19 protein-coding genes are annotated in these 19,366 nt (G+C 41.4%); 11 read left to right on the forward strand and 8 right to left on the reverse strand.

All coding sequences use genetic code 11. The features are described 5' to 3' along the window. Positions 1 to 343: 343 nt before the first annotated feature. The 3 genes from V7K21_RS05435 (at position 344) to V7K21_RS05445 (ending at position 2,669) form a co-directional block, all read left to right on the forward strand. On the forward strand, positions 344 to 1,144 hold the full coding sequence (locus V7K21_RS05435) for a DUF1838 family protein (RefSeq protein WP_335172257.1): 801 nt from the start codon (positions 344 to 346) through the stop codon (positions 1,142 to 1,144). A gap of 344 nt (positions 1,145 to 1,488) precedes the next feature. After that, on the forward strand, positions 1,489 to 1,728 hold the full coding sequence (locus V7K21_RS05440) for a hypothetical protein (RefSeq protein WP_335172259.1): 240 nt from the start codon (positions 1,489 to 1,491) through the stop codon (positions 1,726 to 1,728). 32 nt (positions 1,729 to 1,760) lie between these two features. Next, positions 1,761 to 2,669 (forward strand): HEAT repeat domain-containing protein, encoded by a 909-nt coding sequence (locus tag V7K21_RS05445; protein ID WP_335172261.1) that lies wholly within the window; start codon positions 1,761 to 1,763, stop codon positions 2,667 to 2,669. A 493-nt stretch (positions 2,670 to 3,162) separates the two neighbouring features. On the opposite strand, the gene V7K21_RS05450 is transcribed toward V7K21_RS05445, so the two are convergent. From V7K21_RS05450 to V7K21_RS05465, 4 genes are all read right to left on the reverse strand, one after another. Further along, positions 3,163 to 3,771 carry a HEAT repeat domain-containing protein gene (locus tag V7K21_RS05450; RefSeq protein ID WP_334970180.1) on the reverse strand — a complete coding sequence of 203 codons (609 nt, stop codon included), beginning with the start codon at positions 3,769 to 3,771 and terminating at the stop codon, positions 3,163 to 3,165. A 422-nt stretch (positions 3,772 to 4,193) separates the two neighbouring features. Beyond that, positions 4,194 to 4,688 carry a bleomycin hydrolase gene (locus V7K21_RS05455; RefSeq protein ID WP_334690180.1) on the reverse strand — a complete coding sequence of 165 codons (495 nt, stop codon included), beginning with the start codon at positions 4,686 to 4,688 and terminating at the stop codon, positions 4,194 to 4,196. Positions 4,689 to 4,766: 78 nt separating this feature from the next. Further along, positions 4,767 to 5,324, reverse strand: coding sequence for a bleomycin hydrolase (locus tag V7K21_RS05460; protein WP_335172263.1), 558 nt, complete (start codon positions 5,322 to 5,324; stop codon positions 4,767 to 4,769). A 472-nt stretch (positions 5,325 to 5,796) separates the two neighbouring features. Beyond that, complete coding sequence (locus V7K21_RS05465; protein WP_298919627.1) at positions 5,797 to 5,964, reverse strand: NblA/ycf18 family protein; 168 nt, start codon at positions 5,962 to 5,964, stop codon at positions 5,797 to 5,799. Positions 5,965 to 6,282: 318 nt separating this feature from the next. On the opposite strand from V7K21_RS05465, the gene V7K21_RS05470 reads away from it, so the two are divergent. The 3 genes from V7K21_RS05470 to V7K21_RS05480 all read left to right on the forward strand — a co-directional run bounded on the left by V7K21_RS05470 (position 6,283) and on the right by V7K21_RS05480 (position 8,573). Beyond that, positions 6,283 to 6,900 carry a phycobiliprotein lyase gene (locus tag V7K21_RS05470; protein ID WP_335172451.1) on the forward strand — a complete coding sequence of 206 codons (618 nt, stop codon included), beginning with the start codon at positions 6,283 to 6,285 and terminating at the stop codon, positions 6,898 to 6,900. Further along, positions 6,901 to 7,452 (forward strand): hypothetical protein, encoded by a 552-nt coding sequence (locus V7K21_RS05475; protein ID WP_335172265.1) that lies wholly within the window; start codon positions 6,901 to 6,903, stop codon positions 7,450 to 7,452. A 353-nt stretch (positions 7,453 to 7,805) separates the two neighbouring features. Then, positions 7,806 to 8,573, forward strand: coding sequence for a phycobilisome rod-core linker polypeptide (locus tag V7K21_RS05480; RefSeq protein WP_335172267.1), 768 nt, complete (start codon positions 7,806 to 7,808; stop codon positions 8,571 to 8,573). A gap of 354 nt (positions 8,574 to 8,927) precedes the next feature. On the opposite strand, the gene V7K21_RS05485 is transcribed toward V7K21_RS05480, so the two are convergent. Next, positions 8,928 to 9,845 (reverse strand): RluA family pseudouridine synthase, encoded by a 918-nt coding sequence (locus V7K21_RS05485; RefSeq protein WP_335172453.1) that lies wholly within the window; start codon positions 9,843 to 9,845, stop codon positions 8,928 to 8,930. A 399-nt stretch (positions 9,846 to 10,244) separates the two neighbouring features. Continuing rightward, positions 10,245 to 10,595, reverse strand: a complete 351-nt coding sequence (locus V7K21_RS05490) for a DUF952 domain-containing protein (RefSeq protein WP_335172269.1) — start codon at positions 10,593 to 10,595, stop codon at positions 10,245 to 10,247. Between the two features lie 184 nt (positions 10,596 to 10,779). On the opposite strand from V7K21_RS05490, the gene V7K21_RS05495 reads away from it, so the two are divergent. From V7K21_RS05495 to V7K21_RS05510, 4 genes are all read left to right on the forward strand, one after another. Further along, positions 10,780 to 10,929, forward strand: coding sequence for a hypothetical protein (locus V7K21_RS05495; RefSeq protein ID WP_335172271.1), 150 nt, complete (start codon positions 10,780 to 10,782; stop codon positions 10,927 to 10,929). A 180-nt stretch (positions 10,930 to 11,109) separates the two neighbouring features. Continuing rightward, positions 11,110 to 12,411, forward strand: coding sequence for a hypothetical protein (locus tag V7K21_RS05500; protein ID WP_335172273.1), 1,302 nt, complete (start codon positions 11,110 to 11,112; stop codon positions 12,409 to 12,411). Positions 12,412 to 12,450: 39 nt separating this feature from the next. Continuing rightward, entirely contained in the window at positions 12,451 to 13,170 is a 720-nt protein-coding gene (locus V7K21_RS05505; RefSeq protein WP_335172275.1) for a hypothetical protein, read from the forward strand. A 410-nt stretch (positions 13,171 to 13,580) separates the two neighbouring features. After that, positions 13,581 to 14,114, forward strand: coding sequence for a DUF4352 domain-containing protein (locus V7K21_RS05510; RefSeq protein WP_335172277.1), 534 nt, complete (start codon positions 13,581 to 13,583; stop codon positions 14,112 to 14,114). 88 nt (positions 14,115 to 14,202) lie between these two features. Here V7K21_RS05510 and V7K21_RS05515 read toward each other — a convergent pair whose 3' ends face one another. Beyond that, on the reverse strand, positions 14,203 to 15,717 hold the full coding sequence (locus V7K21_RS05515; protein ID WP_335172280.1) for a thioredoxin-like domain-containing protein: 1,515 nt from the start codon (positions 15,715 to 15,717) through the stop codon (positions 14,203 to 14,205). A gap of 238 nt (positions 15,718 to 15,955) precedes the next feature. Here V7K21_RS05515 and glsA point away from each other — a divergent pair, with 238 nt between their 5' ends. Then, the gene (gene glsA / locus V7K21_RS05520; protein ID WP_335172282.1) at positions 15,956 to 16,870 is read left to right on the forward strand and encodes a glutaminase A; all 915 of its coding nucleotides are present in this window, start codon (positions 15,956 to 15,958) and stop codon (positions 16,868 to 16,870) included. 16 nt (positions 16,871 to 16,886) lie between these two features. On the opposite strand, the gene V7K21_RS05525 is transcribed toward glsA, so the two are convergent. Further along, positions 16,887 to 18,668 (reverse strand): hypothetical protein, encoded by a 1,782-nt coding sequence (locus tag V7K21_RS05525; RefSeq protein WP_335172455.1) that lies wholly within the window; start codon positions 18,666 to 18,668, stop codon positions 16,887 to 16,889. Between the last annotated feature and the right edge of the window lie 698 nt (positions 18,669 to 19,366).

Below are 19,366 nucleotides of genomic sequence, written 5' to 3' on the forward strand. Positions count from 1 at the left end.
TTTTTGATCTTTTTCTTCTGGATTCATGCTTGAACACTACCATCTTTCTTCCCTCATGGGAATATTCCTGACATTCCTACCTGGGCAGTTACGAAGAAATTAAGAATAAACAACAGATTACAAGTAGTGACATAGCGGGAGGTGTAGCTGGAGGTATTATGAAAGTAATCGGTACTTTTGTTGGGCTGTACTTTGTTTTAGGTTTCATTGTTATCTTATTTTCAGCATTTACAAGTAATCCTGATAAAGACAATTCGCCTAGTCCAACAATTACCTTATCACCGCCTTAATGGGGTGTAATTTAATAAATAAATAAGCCATTTGAGGATGATAAAAGTTTTATATGAATGATTATTTATATGACTACGAATTTAATAACCTCGATTTTTACAGAAAAAATCATGGGTTACAGCTTTATTACAACTGGTCTGGGGAAATTTTGTGGCAACAAACACCAGATTTACCAAAGGAAAAATTGTTCTCTATTATTGGGATGAATGCTACCAAAGTATTTCTCAAACCTGATCCTGAACACGGTGAAGTTGGGTATCGTATCAATAGAGAGTTAGGTTTATTTTGTAACTCGGATACGCAAGAGATTCTCCACTTTTGGAAATCACCAACAGCAAGTCAAGCAGTACCAGTAGTCCACATTGCTAACCGCATTGTCCAAGGCTCAGTTAAACCAAAAAAATTTGTCATACCCAAAGGCAGCGGATATATTACCTCTGTCATGGAAATTCCTTTAGAATACCCCCATCCCTTAGCAGGAGATAGTAAATATTCAGACTATTGCCCTGGAGAAAAGTTTAAGGGAGTTGAGTACTTTATATCAAATACTTGCCGACCCGATGCAACTGAAGTCCCTCCTGCTAAGTGGGCGAGGGACTGTCCTTGGTTACCCTGGATGAAGTTAGGATATGCTCATCCAGCTAAATTAAGATTTGAAACCACAATATTTAGAGTAGATTCTTTTGAGCAGCTTCATCCTAGGTTGGTCAAGCTGGTGAGAGAAAAAGTACCAATTTATGAATTCACCCCAACGGAAAGCGATGAACCGAATGTCACGAGCATTCAATACTTTAAGAAAAACTTTGAGTCTTACTTGCGGGGAGATATTTTTCCACTAGAGGAAACCTCTTGAAGGGTTTTTGCCCTGTGCTAGACCATGCTAGTGCGATGTCTACGATGGGCGTAGCTGCGGCACTTTTAATCAAAAAAGCTTAAAAGACTTATCCGAACTTGCATAGAAGGCTGTGGTCTGCTTAGATTTTTAAAGATTTACGTTAAAAAGCTTTACCAGTGGTAACGCGATCTGAGAAGATCGGAATATATGCATTCGTCAGTTATTAGTTAGTTGCCTCTTGCCAATTGTTCGGTTCTATGTAACAGCTAAGTGCTGGTCTTTAGTGAGTAACCAAACACAAACGATAGTCGAACACTGATTACACATCATTCATATAAACACGCATTTAGGAAACAAAAGTTATGGATGAAACCTCAGAACTCACAACAACCTATAACGTAAACGCTCAAGATGTAGCAGAAGTTATTGCAGAACTTGAGCAGTATCGGGAACGTCTAGTTCAAGAAACTACGGAAACAGCAAAACGGGCTAAGTTGATGAGAGTAAATGTGATGGCAAAACTGGAGCCTGAGCTTGCCAAGATTGATTCTGCCCTCCAGGAACTCCGTAATCAGCAAGCTGCCCTAAACCTCAGCAACTAATAATCCATTTTGATAATTTAGTTATAAGTCATATGCTCAACTCCAAAACTCAATCCGGAGAGGATTCGTTAAATCTGTCTCAGGCAGAAACTGATGCTTTATTTGCAGCGGTGAGTGAGCAATTAGGCTTAAACACCTTCAACCCTGATAACCAAGACCTACTCAAGCAGATGATTGAGAGTATGGGAGACTCACGGGGGATGGTTAGGTTGAGTTTTGCAGAGGCATTGGGTAAAATCGGTAAACCAGCGGCCCCTTTATTGATGGAAGCTGTAGCAAATCACCCAAACCCAGTTGTACGCAGAGCTAGCACCAAAACCTTGACACTGATCGCTGACCCGATCGCAATTCCAACCTTGGTGAAGGCTCTGTTAAATGATGAAGATATGGTGGTTAAAGCCTCGTCGGTGGGAGCGCTGGCCAAGATAGGTAAGGCCGCTGTGCCAGCATTACTAAAAATCTTAGCGTCAAGCGAGTATCCAGAAAGTGCCAAAGGATATGCAGTATGGGCGTTGGGATTTATTGGAGCAGAGGCGAAGGAATATTTATATCAAGAGATTAACTCTGACTCGGCTGAGGTTCGCGCTGCGGTGGTGGGTGCGATCGCTAAAATAGCTGAAGAAGGTACCCAAGAAGGAGCATTTAATATTTTAGTTAATGCCCTCACTGATCAATCTGCAATTGTCCGGTGTGAAGCAGCTGCTGCTTTGGGTAGCCTAACCTATCGACCAGCGATTCCTAACCTGATTGAGTTACTGGATCATGCCGATTGGGAAACTCGAAAAGCGGCAGCCCTGGCATTGATGAAGATTGGCGATCGCACTTCCTTAGAACCCCTGCAAGCCGCATTGACCAAGGAAGGGGAAGCGGGAGTTCAGGCAGTGTTCAAGTTGGCGATTTCTCAAATTGAGAGACAGTTAGAGGAAGATGCTTGGGAATAGAGCTATGCACATTTACTATCACTAATTATTAAAGCAAATACTAAAGATTTGTTTGGTTGTGCCTTCGATTTTTCCTCCCCTAACTTCAACCAAAGGGTGCAAGCTCCCCAGGAGCATCTACTTGTAATAAACTCTTGCCGCTGTACTTTACAGTACATCGATTTGATTTGGTGAAATTGAGCGATCACTTTGGCAACACAAAGGCGCTCTTTACGTCAACTCTTGGAGACGCTGCGCGTTGGTGGAAGCCTCTTGCAGAGATGGCGGTTCTGATAAATTAAGCTTTTTAGTAATTTTTGCGTAAGTCCTGTTTTGGTGAGAGCTAGTCGTCAATTTGGAGAATCACATTGGTGCTATTTCGTATTTTGTACATTACTCCAATGCATCATTACTTGTTTAGTACTACCATTACTTCAAGGTGACATTCAGTCTGTCCATTTTATGTATTTACCCTACTGGGATTGATTAAAGTAATTATATTTAAAAGCGATCGCTACCCTCTCTTATAATTAATCACCTGATCTAATCTGGGCAAGGCACTCACTGCTGACTCTCGAACATATGGATCGGCAGATTCATCATTAGTCAATGCCGTCAGCACTTCCACTCCCCGGATATCACCCATCGAACCGAGTGCATTGACGATCGCCACAGCCACCGCAACATTATCCGTTGTTTTTAGAGCCTCAGTTAAAATTTCAAAGGCAGGGGAACCAATTTCACCCAGAGCCATCACAGATGCAATATAAACAACACCATTTGGGTCATTAAGCGCTGTTTTTAATCCCTGTAAGCCCTCAGTTGGGAAGGGTACGTCTGGATGGTTGGCGGCGACCTGTGCCAGGGACTTAGCACAACTGCCCCGAATGGTCGCATTATCGCTATTCACTAATGACTCTACTAGTGATGGTACAGCATCTATCCCAATCGCACCTAGCGCCTTTACCGCAGCTCGACGGTAGGTTACATCTTCTTCATCCAAAATACTCATCAGCCGAGGAATAGTATTTTCATCACGGACATCAGCCAGTTCCCACATGGCTCGTTCCCGCAGATTGGGGTTGGGGTGTTTTAACTGTTCAAATAGAGAATCTATTGTCATAAAATAAAATTTTCCTGTTTAAATTCCCCAAGTTCAATCCCTGTCATTACTCACATTTGATAATAGTAAAATAGTCACAAAACCCGTAGTTTATCTACAATTAAAATCTGGGAATGCATAGTCAACGTCAGTTCAAACTTACTCTAATTAGTCCGTTGAAACTGACTTGAGCTATTAGCTTTGGAATTTATTTTCAAGGGGGATAGGAATGAAGCCAGAGACTTAAAAGATGTAGCTAATGACAATGAGTTCAATACATGGGAATTAGCTGAAATAAATGTTAACTGATAACTGTTCCCTGTTAATCACAATTGAGGGACTCCAAGTAGATTACTCAACCTAATTTAGGCAAAGCAACAGACTGAGAGTCCCTAGTTCTAGAGTATGACAATCGCTCGTCTAAGTCTAGTCAATCCGTGTCACTATGACAGGGAGTTGATTACGTAATCGAGGAGATTGCGGAACTCAACCAACGCTTGAGGAGACAAATCACGAGGAGCGCAAGCGCGATCGCGGGTATAAGTCATTGCGGTAACATAGGGAGCAGTAGGCAGATTCAAAGAGCGATAGACTTCACGAGCGCCTGCAATACCCCACTCATCCAAAGGCCCAGTACCACCCACAACTAAGCTGTAGTTGATTAGGCGCAGGTAGTGCTTGATGTCGCGGAGGCACTTATCTTTCTTACCTTGGGTGTCGCCAGCTTCACCGTCTTGGTTCAAGTAAGGATACTTCTTGAAGGCTGCATCATAACCTTCTTTAGCTACAGCATCGATCCCAGAAGCCAGCTTTTCAGCAGCTTCTAGACGAGCATTAGCACGTTGAATACTACCTTGGACGGATTCTAGGTCAGAGGTAGATGGGAAACGACCTGCTGCATCAGCAGATGTAATAACTGTGGTGATAACTGATTTCATTATTTTTTATACTCCAAATTGGATTTGATCGGGTTTGAATTTCAGTTCGTTTGGCTAATAGCCGTTAGCCATGAGCTATTAGCTCAGAGCAGAAATAATGCGATCAAAGTAGCTAGCAGCTTCAGCAGCTAGAGCAGAGCAGTCGCCTTGAATTACTTCTTGCTTGCGGAACCTTTTACCAGCGTTAGCTTCAGTGTTGGTATTGGTGATGTGGGCAACGCTAATAGCCTTCAGAAGCTGTACAGCACGAACAGAAGAGCCGGTGGGGACGCCCAAAGCTGCGTAGGTTTCTTTCAGCCCATTCAAAGCACGATCATCCAAAACAGAAGAATCACCAGCTAATAGCGCATAGGTCACGTAGCGCAGCATGATTTCGGCATCACGTAGGCAAGCAGCATGACGACGAGTTGGGTACAGGTTACCACCAGCTTGAATTAAACCTTGGTTTTCACAGGCAATCCCAGCAATGGCATCAGAAACAGCACAGCTAGAGTTGCTGGCGATCGCATTTACAGCATCAAGGCGCTTGTTGCCATCAGCAATGAAAGACTTGAGGGCTGCTAAATCAGCACCACCGATAGGAGCAGTTTTGGCGTCTGCTGTAATTACAGCTTTAGAAAAAGCATCAAGAACCATGAGTTCTCCTTAATATTCACAAATGGCGGATATTATTTCTGGCCTGTTCTCGATCAGATTAACTGCGAGTAGCCAATGAAAAACATAGGGGATCAATAGTACCCTAGTCTTTACTATGAGAGACAAAGTAATAATCTGTAATATTTACCTGTAATTCGGCTAGTCTGACAAAAAAATCAAATTTAGCCAAATGGGCATTGGGCACTTGTACTGATACTTCGGCTACGCTCAGTAACCAGCGGCGTCGTTGGCGCAGCCTCTGGTAGAGAAGTATTGGGGAGCCAGCGCCGTGGTTTTAGCGTCGTGGTAGCGATAGCGCAGCGTAAATGCGGCATGGCTTCTCTACGAGACGCTACGTGAACGCTTAGAGCGAGTCATTAAGCGTCATTGGGCAATAAAATAAGACTTACGCATTTTAATGGAACTCTACCATTGCGTAAGTCTTGAGGAAAAAATCTTGTTTTTTACTTGATCAAGCTTGTTTTAACAGATGTTTGACCAAATTATCTTTCACCATCATCTGCCGTAAAACTTCTAACAAAAATTCCTGAGCCTCTTCTTGATTCAAATTCTTTACCTGGTCTTTCAAATTTTGTAAGCGAAACTGTTGCTCTAAGGTTAATTCGACTGGGAAGTCCATGAGCCATTCCTCTGATTTACTGAATCGAAGGGTATTTGTTGTTACTGCTAGTGTGAACGCGTAGGCCGTCGTAAACATCGCTTTCCACTATTTTAGCACTGAGATATTAAAATTTCCATATTGTCAAGCCATAACAAATGAAGCTCATAAAAATTTACAATTAGATAACAAGATGTCTACCTCTCCTTTTATAGGGAGTTTATTCAAGCTGACCACTAATCGCTGTAAAGTTTAGAATGTTTATATAGCAACAACTTTAAAAAGAAAAAACCTGTAAAATATCATCCGCAGGAGTAATAAGTAGGAGTCAGAAGATTGATAGACGCAATGGAATTTTTTCAGCTAAGTGCTGGTAAGTGGCGATCGCAACGGGCAACTCATCACCTGGCCTTCAAGCGTTCAGAGACGGGAGAATCGGATATACAGGTAGAAACTCTGGATGCCAATCATCCAGAAATCATTGAACTGTGCCAGTATCATCAGATTGACCCCAGCCTATCAGTAGGGGGGTCACGGGTGCGTTGGCTAGGCACAATGGCTTGGGATAGAGAGGATGAGGAGAACCATCAGGGAAAAACCATATTTGCGATCGTGCCTGATGGCGATAACCCAAGGATTGGCAAATTACTTCGCGAAAGAGGCTACGCCGAAATTATGCCTGTAGTCGGTCTTTTTCACATGGATGATGAAGATGGACTAGTGTTGACAACCGAATACGAAACAATGAGTTCCATTGAGAGATTCTGGTTCGCCAGCCCAAATATGCGGATGCGAACCAGTACAGTAAAACGGTTTGGCGGCTTCAGCACTGCATCGTTTTGTACTGAAACCCGCATTGAAACTTCTGTTGAGGTTTCCAACACAGAACAGGTAATAGAAAGACTTGGGGAGGATGTTCTGGAAAAAAGAGAGTTTTATTCAGTTTTGGGCTGGTGAATGATTCTTAAAGGAACTGATGCTTTTACTCGTGGGCGAGATTATCTGCATCGGGTACAGGGACTTGCTCTAGAACCGGGTATGGTGGATGTCTTTGATAACTTGCGCGATCGCATCCCCATTTGCACTTGGATCGGTGAAAATATTAACAGCGTTAACGCTCAGATCAACACTTACTTAGAAGTTTGTCATGAGTGCTTTCATCCCCAAGAGCGTCGCCACATCCAAGTTTTTGCAGTCCCCATAGCTCAATCCTTCGGCATAGACGGGCTGTGCAACATTTTCACAAACCCAATCACTATTCTGGTAGATGTCGGTCGAGTTGCACCTAGAGACTGGTTTGGTGTAGTCGTCCATGAATACGCCCATGCCCATCTAGGAGACTTTGGTCATAATCAGCAGTTTGCTAGCATCCTATCTCATCTATGTTTAGGACTGGGATTGGAACCACCCTACTGGGAGGTAGGGATGGAAGCAACTTTGCGTAGCTGGCCTTACTGTAAGTCAACTATAGATCCCTTAGAATTTTGGATAGGTCACCGAAGCAGGTAGGGGATATAGATCAGGGAGAATAACTAATGCAATACTCCATACCCGATTAATTTCTTTTGCTAAATGTTAAAAATTATTGCTTGAGTTCAAAAAGGTGAAACTGAATCTCCTAATCTGAAATATGTGCAGAAAATTTTTAGTCATTTACATAGTCATTAAGCCGCAAGCCTCACTCCCTTTATTAATTAGCTATGGCTTGAATCCAACAGGCTAATTGTTTTTCCTACGAATACTTAAATTACCCTTAGTTAAGTTTCGTGAAATTTTATCAGAATCTCAGGTTCTGATCTAACTACTCCCTTAATATATGATTTAAAGTTGTTAACTTTAATTAAGAACATGGAGGCTTTAGAGTGGCAATTCCTCTGTTAACATATGACCCTTCAAGTCAAAATCAGCGTGTAGCTGCATATGAAGTACCGGGTGATGAACAGCCCAGGATTTTTACTACAGACAATATACTGTCCCCGTCAGATTTAGGTGATCTGATCGAAGCAGCGTATCGTCAACTTTTCTTTTATGCCTTTTCTGCCGATCGCGAAACATTCCTAGAATCCCAACTCCGTAATGGACAAATTACAGTGCGGGACTTTATTCGTGGGTTAGTGCTTTCCAATACCTTTAAGAAAAGCTTCTACGACCTCAACAATAATTATCGCTTTGTTGAGCAAGTGATCCAGCGGGTTCTAGGACGCGACCCATACAACGAGCGCGAAAAAATCGCTTGGTCAATTGTAGTTGCTACCAAGGGGATTGTAGGCTTCATTGATGAAGTTTTGAATACTGAAGAGTACCTAAGCAATTTTGGATACTCCACAGTGCCCTATCAGCGGCGTCGGATACTGCCATCCCAATCTGAGGGTGAGTTGCCATTCAACATCAAGTCTCCGCGATACGAAGATTACCACCGTGCTAAACTGGGCTTCCCCCAAATCATTTGGCAGGTAGAAGTACGCAGATTCCTCCCACAAGAGCAAAAACCCAAGGCTGGAGATCCATCTCTCTTCTTAAATATGGCACAAAGTATCAATGCAACTGGCAATGCTCCACAACGGATCTCGCCATACAACATCGATATCGAAAAGTCTGTACCTTATCGGCAACTGTCAGGAATTAAATAACGATTTTTGGTCGGTGGCTGGCTAATACATCCATTTGATAATTTTATAGCGTGCATAAGCCTTGGGTTACGTGGGAGTTTCATTTAGGTATTACTAGTGAAACAGACTCTATCCCATGTCTGATGCACGCTAGTCGTTTTTTAGATGCACGTCTTAGAGGTTGTTTGAAAAGTGTTTTGCTGTGACTTTAGGCACTTTGCCTAACTACCTTGCCCGGTCGTCGCTTAGTAGATTTAAAACTAGATAAAGTCAAGATTTGAGTAGAATCAAATAGCACCAAAAGATTCTCATGCTGGGGCTGGATGGGGAAAATAGCTAAGGAGCATATAGAAAATCGCTTTTGAATAAAAAAGGTTAAGATGCAATTCGTCTTTTTAGCATCTCCAAAAGTTTTGTAAATTGGGTGGGAGGGGTAGCTGTCACCTCAATCATCTCGCCAGATAGGGGATGCTGTAATTTTAGTCGCCAAGCGTGCAGTGCTTGACCGGGCAAATTTACACCTACTGAATGACCAGAACTATAAACTGGGTCGCCGACAATGGGATGACCCATTTTGGCGCTATGGACACGAATTTGATGGGTGCGTCCGGTTTCTAGTTGGAAGTGAATTAATGTATAGTTACCGAGGCGTTCTAGTATTTGCCAATGAGTGACGGCAGATCGTCCACCTTGTTCAACAGACATGATAGCCATTTTCTTTCGGTCTTGGGGATGGCGACCAATGGGTAAGTCAATTGTGCCACTTTCAGCTTTTGGCGCACCGTAAACTACGCCCAAGTATTCTCGCCGTGCTGTTTTTGCTTTGAGTTGCGCTTGTAGGTGATGATGGGCAATTTCTGTTTTTGCGATCGCGATCGCCCCCGTTGTATCCTTATCCAATCGATGGACGATTCCTGGACGTTGGACTCCACCAATTCCTGGTAAATTGGGACAATGTGCCAACAGGGCATTTACTAAGGTGCCATCTGGATGACCGGGCGCAGGATGGACAACTAAGCCTGCGGGTTTGTTGAGAATAAGTAACTGGTCGTCTTCGTAGAGGATATCTAGAGGGATATTTTCTGCAAGCAGTTCTAAGGGTTGGGCTTGTGGTATTTCGAGAGCGATGCGATCGCCTACCTTGACATTGATCTTCTTTGATGTGCAAACTTTGTCGTTAAGTTGGACATTACCCTGTTCGATTAACTGTTGGATGCGGGAACGGGATAAATCTGGTAATTCTTGACAAAGGTAACGGTCAAGGCGATCACCTTTGGCGTTGATGCAGTGTATGGTATTTCTGGAGGGAAGTAAGCTAGGTGCATCATTCTCCACTGGAGTTGGCAAGCGATCGCTATTTTCTTGGATTTGTAAATGAAATTCAGTCACAATTGGTCTAGATTAATTCCCATTCTTTAAGTAAAGCGCGGAATGCTTATAGTTGGGCGATTAGAAACTGCGTCTACACGAGACTTTACTCACCTTCCCTACGGAGCTGCGCGAACGTAGGTTTCAAAATCTTAATTTGCCCTTATTCCGCGGAGGCGAACTTTGTTTGGTATAGCTGCAAATTCTATTCGCCCTGGCTGCTGCAAATCCAACAATAAGGCCATTTTATCAATATACACACCCATATAAAACCCCTGACTTCTTATCTCGCCTCCTTTGCGTCCTCTGCGGCTCTGCGGTTCATTATTCTAAATTTATCACTTCTTGCGGCAACTCAAATAAACCATCTTCCCCAGCTTCAAAATCAATCACCTGATACACAGCATCAATATTTAACTCACCATAAACATGAGGAAATAATTCCCCTATTTCAGCAGGTTCATAACGAATTTCAGCTTCCACTTTTTCAGAATCAATAAAAAGTAGCACTAATTCTTGTTGATTATTAAAAAATCTCTTTGTAACTTTGAGTATTTGCGTTGATTTTGAACAGTGGATAAAGCCTTCACTCTCTAGCGAATCAGCGTGATAGCTACCGATATTTTTTGCTTGTTCCCATTGTTGGTATTTGGTGATGTGGAAAATAGTCCTCATGTTGTTTGTATCATTTTACAAATATCATCTAAAAGTGATTCGGGTTGATTAGGATTATCAAGATAAAATTCTAACATTTGCAGCATTGATACTTATATAGCAGTTTTAAATGAGCCGTGAGAATGAATCAAGGCTGTAATGCTTGTCAAATAAAGATTTTGACATTGATTTGACAAAAAGTTGAATGACAGACGATGCCTACCTACGGTGGTCACTGAGCCTGTCGTACCCCTACGGGAAAGCAAGCTACGCGCAGTGTCTCGTAGAGAAGTGCGGTAAACTACGCTCTGACGATGAGCAAGCCGCAGCAGCAGCCAGATTTAACTTTATGTGAACTACTGGAGAGCTTTACGCCTGGGATGTATGAAATCAGAACAGCTACGCCCGGATTTCTCTTGTAAGAAATCCGGGTTAATTGGTTACATTTCAGTAATATTACTAGTTTCAATTAGGATGCTTTGCGTATAAATTTCTTTTGTATTACCGTAAATACTTTTATAGAAGGAATATTTTGATGGATAAAATACAAAAAATTATCAATGGTAGTAATTCTTATCAAATTATTAGTATTAACTATACTTATTGGAACATAAGGACAATCTTGATAACTTTTATTCTACTGTTGACAGCTATTTTTACAAACTCGGCAGTTGCAGCAGATAATATTATTTCTGAAAATCAAGAGGCTAAATTGAGTGTGTATCAAAATATTAAAGCATCTTCCATAGTATCGGAACCTAATTCACAGCAAAAAAAGATCAGATTGCGGCAAAGGTTGTTGGCATTTAAAAAAAGTAATCGTGTGACTAAATTAGAGACTGTAAGAATTAGTAATAGTTTTATTGGTAACCTTAAGTCTGAAACATTCAGCAATTCTTTTTCTAGAAAAAACTTTTGGCTTAAATCTCAAACAAAGATAAAGATTAATGATAGTTTAGCAAAACAGTTATCTGCTTATCCAATTAGTAATACTGATTTGTATTTAAAACAGACTAATGTATTAAAGCAGAAACAACCTCAACTTTTCGTACAAATAGACTCTTCAGAATTTTCGGGTGATACTTTTGGTGAGACTAATAAATTACGCCAAGAACTTTTAATTGATCCCATCGTGAGGCTAGGTAAATCGCCAAAAGCTGCCCCTGGTTCAACAGCTGGTACTCCTTCTGCCTATGGTGCAAGTTTTGGCCAAGCCTATATTGGCGGTGGTTTATTTTTCCCTTTAGATGAGGATAAAGATAGGGTAGATGGTTCTTTGTCTGTTGGTTTTGGTTTGGGAGATGCAGTTAAATCTGTAGGATTGGAAGTTAATGTCAATATTACTAGTGTAGGTGGTGGTGAGAGTTTTGATTTTGGTGATAGTGGCGGTGTAGGTTTTAAGCTACACAAATATTTGGGTGATGGTACAGCTGTAGCTATTGGTTGGTCAAATCCTATTAAATGGGGAGATGTTAACAAAGCTAAAGATACCATTTATGGAGTAGTTAGCAAGTCATTTACACTGCAATCAAATAACCCTAATAACAAATTACCTTTGACTGTTTCTGTAGGACTTGGCAGTGGCGCTTTTCGTTCTAAAGGTGCAATAGCAGCAGATGAAAATCCTGCGAATCTTTTTGCTGGTTTAGGTTTGAGAGTTATACCTGAAATATCTTTAGTAAGTAGCTGGACTGGAAATCGTCTCAATATGGGTGCATCTTTTGCTCCTTTCAAGAAGACACCTATAATTATCAATACTATTTTCACGGATGTTAGTAGCAATCTTAATACTGGTCTAGGTTTCTCCCTGAGTGCAGGGTACAGTTTTCAGTTTTAACTACTGAGTTATTTTGGAGTTTCATTAACAATAAAAACAATGAAGAAACAAAAATTCTCTCTCATTCTTACTTTCACGTTAATCTTATTTACTTATCTAGTAGGTGGGTCTACTAAAGTAAATGCTGGTAGTGCTGGCGTCACGGGAACTAGTGAAGATTCTACTTCCTCATCAGGGGATAATTTTAACCCAGGATCTTCAGAGCCATTTGTTGAACCTGCACCTGGGGTTGAAGTTGAATTTAGTAGTGATGGTAGTATTAACGTAGCAACAGAAGTTCAGAATAATTTGAATGAAACTGTCATTAATATACTCAATCAAAATCCGGATGCAAATAGCCCGGCTGCTATCATTTTAGTTATCTTACTGGGTGGGGTGAATGCGGAAGCAGCAGCTAATCAGCTACAGGTTTCTATAGTTAGTTTAGGAGTATCATCACCATCTGTAGCATCACTGGTAAATGCTTTATTGGCTCTAGCCAGAAATAAATCAGCATCTGTATTAGGCGTTCCTGTAGGACAATTACAACCAGTGCAGCAAGTTGCCAGCAATAAAGGATTAATGGCAGATTTAGTAATAGCCCAGAATGGAGAAACACCAAATGTGGATATAAAAAAGCTAAATGATGCTATTACTGCTTACAACAAGATTGTGATGGAAAGCAGTCCTAAAGTTATTCAAAAACTTGCAAAAGATCCACAATTTTTAGAAGTTGGTAAGCTGCTTAAGCAATTAAGGGCTGCCCTGAATAAAAGTTAAAACTTAGATGTGATGAGACTAAAGTTATTAGTGGTGCAATTGACAATCCTCTGGCTTAAACCAGAGGATTTTTGTTTTTAGAATCAAGTTCTCAACATCAATTTAGTGAAAATATTGATATTCAAGCTATTAAAGATAGTTTGTATAGCAGTCATAAATAAGTTACGAACAAAAAGATCCCCGACTTCTTCAATAAGTCGGGGATCTGAACCTCTCGGTGAAAAGCAAATCAAATAAGATTGTTATAGTTCGGCTGTAACCTCTGACTGCCTTGGCTTATTCTCAAAAATTAGAGGTGGTTCTGCTTCTGAAATTTTATCATTTGTTAACGTTGATCAATTTTTGGGAATTATAATAACAAACCTCTCAAAAGGGTTAAAGAGGTTTCGATATATAACTAGAGTGCAACCATGAATAAATTAAGATATCTATCTATTGCAGTATTGTTACTTATCATTTCTGCCTGTACACCTCCGCAACAAGCCAAATTAGAGCCTTCATCATCTCAAGCAAATGCCGCCGATACTACTAAGATTGAACCAGTTTCAAAAGCAGTTAACGGCAAAATTAATCGCAAAGGTTGGGAAGTTAGCGTCACAGGCGTTAAATATGCAGGACAGAAAATTCAAGGGAAGTACAGTACATATGAAGCAGCTGAAGTTTGGACAGTGGTTTCTGTAACTGTTAAAAATACAAGTGGCAAAAGACAACGAGAGGATAATGCATGGTTCAGTCTTGCATTCTCAAAATTAGTTGACTCAAAAGGCAACAAATACGATGTTAAAGAGAGAGAGTACAAATATGATACTGAATTGTTAAGTAAACCCTTCTCTCAAGATGAAGCTCGTTCTATAGATTTCCTGTTTGATACACCCAAAGGGATCAAGGCAGATAATTTTATAATTGAGGATGAAAAATTTAAATCTATCCCTTTCAAACTTTAATTGACAGTAGCACTATTTAATTTATTCTCTTTAAAATATAACGTAAAGGCGCAATGAAAAGTTTGGGTCTTTGCGTGATATTATCATTCTATAAATTAGGCGGAATACAAACATCTGGCGCACATAAACCAGGAAATTGTAACGTCGTCACCTCAAGAGTATTCAAATCTACACGGCGGATGGCATGATTATTGGTATCGGCAATATATAAAAAAGAAGCGATCGCACTCAATCCCGAAGGTTCAAAAAAGCGGCTATTCTTACCCTTGCCATCTTGTAAGCCACTAGTACCATCTCCTAAAACTGTTTGACAATTCCCACTAGGACTCACTAATTTAATTTTGTGATTGTAGGTATCTGCTACCCACAGGTAATTCTGGACGTATTCTACCCCTAGACAGTGTTGTAAACGGACATCTTCACCTTGTCCATCAACATCGCCAAAACCAAATAAACTTCCGTTACCACAAACGGTTCGGACTTGGTACGGTTCTACAATTCCAATACTACGAATTGAACTAACTTCACTGTCAGCAATATATAATTCTTGCCCATCTGTGCTGATCCCACTGGGTTGAGCAAAGGCAGATTCAGCAAGTGAACCATCGATGCAAGCTTCTGCACCAGTACCAGCATAAGTTTTAATGATGCTAGTTTCTAAATCCATTTCCCAAATCTGATGGGGTCCAGCCATTGCAATAAACAGGGTATGTCCCACTTTCACTAAATCCCAAGGGGAATTCAGCGCAGTTTCTAAACCAGCACCGCCATGAGGACGGATATTGCGGCTTTGTTCACCAGTTCCGGCTATAGTTTCGACTACTTGGCGCTTCAAGTCAACTCGCCGCAGGGCATGATTTTCTGTATCAGCAACATAAAGAATCTGATTTTCTGCATCAAATGCCATTCCCTGTGGTGCAAAAAACTGCGCTTCGCTGAACGAACCATCGGTTAAGCCAGATTTTCCAGTACCAATCAAGTGCAAAATTTCTCCGTCAAAGCTACTTATAATCAGGCGGTGATGTCCAGAGTCAGCAATGAATAAACCCGCTTGGGTAGCCAGAACTTTACCAGGAAAGGCTAGGGGTGTGATTAATGGTTGGCGCTGTTTTTCTAAAGTCAAGCTAATTTCTTGGAAATTAATTGTGCCTTTCTCGTGGTGTTGCTGAATTAACTTTTGAATCAACTCGTCTAAAGTGTCACGATTTCCCTCACCAGAAATCTGGCCAATCACATAACCTTCTGGATCAATAATTATTAACGTAGGCCAAGCACGCACAGCATACTCTTGCCAAATCTGAAAACCTCTGTCAACTATAACTGCATGTTCAATGTCGTAGCGCAGGATAGCTTGGCGAATATTTTCTGTTTCCTTTTCGTTATCAAATTTGGCGGAGTGAACGCCGATAATGGTAAGGCTATCTTTATATTTTTGTTCTAAATATTTTAGGTTTGGCAGAATATGCAGACAATTAATGCAACAATATGTCCAAAAGTCTAAAATTATGACTCTACCCTTAAGTTGTTTGAGAGACAAGGGTTTATCGGTGTTGAGCCAAGAGTAATTTTGCGTTAATTCTGGCGCTCTGACACGGGGAATCATAAAGTCTACTTTGCTCTTAGAGGATGTTTATAGTAATTTTCTGAAATAGGCCAATGAAAAATAATCATATATTACCGTGTGTTGCTACTAGAGACTTAGACAAAACCATCTAAGTTTAATTGCAGGAGAGTTAGATACAGGACTTACGCAAAATACCTCTCCAACTCTTATTTTTACCTGCCCGGTTAAAGCTAAGATAATTGCTATTTGATAAATAAACTTTTAGAAAATTTACAATTTGAAAGGACTTGACAAACTAACTAATACGAAGTTATCAGCGTGGGTGCAACTAGCCAAAACCCAAGCTGAACCAGGACAAGTTGCCGATCGCATTCCGCAGTTAGCTTTGGCTGATCCTGGTTGGTTTGCAGTTCACATCTGCTGCGAATCAGGACAAGCTATCAGCTTTGGTGATACAGCTTGTATCTTCCCGCTAATGAGCGTTATTAAGACATTTTCTCTACTTTATCTACTAGAACATCTAGGAGCAAAAACAGTTTTTGGATGGGTTGGGGTTGAACCATCGGATACACCCTTCAATTCTTTAGAACAACTCATTGCCGATCGCGGCCGCCCCCGCAACCCGATGATTAATAGTGGGGCAATTACCCTCGCTGATAAATTACCAGGAAAGGACGCAAGCGATCGCACTCTTTTATTTTGTCAATGGCTCAATCAATTAGCAGGTTGTCAACTCAGGTTAGATGAGGTAATGCTGGCTTCAGTGCGATCAACTCGCTCAAAAGCCAATCAAGCGATCGCAAACTATCTCGCCGAAACAGGTTATCTAGAAAATCTGGAAACAGCACTTGACACTTACGAGCAAATATGCTGTATATCTGGGCAAGTTGAAGATTTAGCCCTTTTGGGAAAACTCCTAGCTGATGAAAATAGCTGTTTCTCAGTACAAAACCGCCGAATTGTGAATGCTGTGATGTTAACTTGTGGACTGTACGAAGCTTCTGCTCAGTTTGCAGTCAAGATTGGTCTACCGATGAAATCAGGGATTGGTGGTGGACTTATAGCAATAGTACCAGGTGAGGGTGCGATCGCTTGCTATAGTCCTGGGTTGGATAATATCGGTAATCCTGTAGCAGCGATCGCATTTGTTGAGGGTTTAGCGCAAGAGTTACAGTTGAGTGTCTTTAGTTAAGCTAGTCATTATTTTTTTACTTCTCTTCTGGTGTAGTTTCGGGAACTGCTGGGGTAGGTGTAGCTGGTAAACCCGGAGATGGTGTTGCATTTGGGAACTGATGCGGGTTGAAATATCTTTTTAATTCTGGTTTTTCTGAATCAGGAGCGATTTTTTTGGGTAACAGGGTTGATTCAGGTGTTGGTGTTACCTCTGGCTGTGCTTCTAGTGACGGCGTAATTGTTTCTGGTGCAGGAGACTCTATAATCTCTGGCAGCGTGGGTGGCACACTAGGAGATGGTGCAACTGTTTCTTGTGGAATAGGCGTCTTGCCCGTCCGACGGTTAAAAAATCCGCCAAATCTCGGTTTTGTTGGCTGAGGTATAACCTTTTCGGGTAACGGCGTTGATTCAGGAGTTGGTGTTACCTCTGGCTGTGCTTCTGGTTTTGGCGTAATTGTTTCTGGTGCAGGAGACTCGATAATCTCTGGCAGCATGGGTGGCAAATTAGGAGATGGTGCAATTATTACTTGTGGAATGGGCGTCTTGCGCGTCTGACGGTTAAAAAATCCGCCAAATCTCGGTTTTGTTGGCTGAGGTATAACTTTTTCAGGTAACGGCGTTGATTCAGGAGTTGGTATCACCTCTGGCTGTGGTTCTGGTGTTGGCGTAATTATTTCTGGTGGTGTTGGGGAGAAGCTGGGAGATGGTGCAGCCGTTGGAACTTCTAATTTTGGTTGTTCTGGCTGTGTTTTAGATTCTTTTGGAATTTCAGTTTCAGGAATGGGCTGTTTTTCTACCTCCGGTTGTATTTGGGGTGTTTTTTCAATGGAGGGTGTAGGTTTAGGTGCAAGTCTATAATTCGGGTCTACAATACCGCGCACCTCATCTGCTGTGAGTTCTCCTCTAACAATTCTCGACAGAGTATCTTTACCTTTTGGCTGGTAATCAATCAATCTAACTGTGGTATTGAAAGCGTTTTTGACAGGATTTCCCTGGTTATCGAGAAATTCCAGTTTTACCCAGTTTTTTCCTGGACGGAAGCCTTTAAGATAAACTGCTTGCCAGCGATCAAAAATAAAGCTTTCACCATTAATTGTGGAGCGGATGCGCCAATCACTGAATTCATCATTGGCGTTTTCCTTGCCGACAAGGTGCAAAGGAGCGTTAGTTAGGTAAAAGTCCAGTAAGATTGGTTCTGCTCCGTAGCTGCTTTGAGGACGGCTGTAAGTTAGCAGCGGTAATTTAGGATCTGAGTTGTTGTCGTCGGTTTTGGTGAAGACGTGAAATCTTGTCTGGGCATAAGCGCCTTCATTCTTAAAGCTTTCATGCCAAGGACGGGAGGCAAAGACGCGCAGGGTATGAGTCCCTGGAGACAAGTCTGGCAAAAGCAAGGGCTGATTCAGGTCGTAAATAGGTATATAAGGTTGGTTATCCAGAATTACGTGTAGATGGGAACCTAGTTGTAATTCTGGGTCTTTAAATATTGGTAGATCCTTAACCTGGAAACTGGCTGTGATTTTATTGTCTTGAAAAACTTCATCAGGTTTTGGAGTAACAATTGTCACTTGTGGCTGATAAACTTCCAAAATTGTCCGCAGTTCTTGGATAACAGCTGGTGGGGAAACTTCCGAAAATTGCTTTGAAATTTGAGAAATCTGTGCAGGGTTTTCTTTATAGCCAGTAGATACTTCCTGGCTTTTGACTTTTTCGCCACAACTGGTCAAGCTTAATACCAGCACTAATGTAATTACCCACCTGAAAATCGGGAACCTCTTAGGGAGGAGCTTTTCTAACACCCTTTTCTGCCACGAGTTCATGCGTTGCACCCAGTGATAGTCTTTGACAATTGACCATATCAATTTTAGATTTTAGATTTTAGATTATTTTGGTTCATGCCCTATCCCTAGTGGGCGGAACAAATCCACTTATTCGCTCGATAGCATAGCTTTAGCGTTAGCGAGGAACGAGCGTCCGTAGGAGCGTATGACTAGCTAACGCTTACCAAGATTGGAAATCCAAAATGCTCGAGCCCCGTACCCGTACTTCGTCCCGCTACGTTGGCAAAGCGTCTTCTAGAGAAGACACTGGTCGGGGTCAGCACTGAGCGTTCGCGCAGCGTCTCGTAGAGAAGCCGAAGTGTCAATCCAAAATCCAAAATCCAAAATTGATTGACAGATTATTTTGGCTCAAACTGTCCATAGGGAACTATAGCCCAAAAGGTGAAATCTGCCTCACCTCCCAGAAGTTTTCCTACGTATCTCAGGAAATTTTAAAACAAGTCATATTCTTTACAGCTTTTTACTTGTAATCATTGAAACATGACACAAATATTCACGAGTAACAGCAGTAAAAGCTGGAACATTCTCTATATACAGCCGAACTATAAATTTTACGAATTGTTATTCTTTGTAAATTAAATAGATAAGCTATTGACTTTTGTACAACTAGTTTGCAGTTAAAAGCCAGATCAGGTAGGAATTCCAGCAATATTTCCACAAGTTTGAATTATTGTTAA

Source organism: Nostoc sp., from assembly GCF_036919595.1.
Classification (GTDB): domain Bacteria; phylum Cyanobacteriota; class Cyanobacteriia; order Cyanobacteriales; family Nostocaceae; genus Nostoc.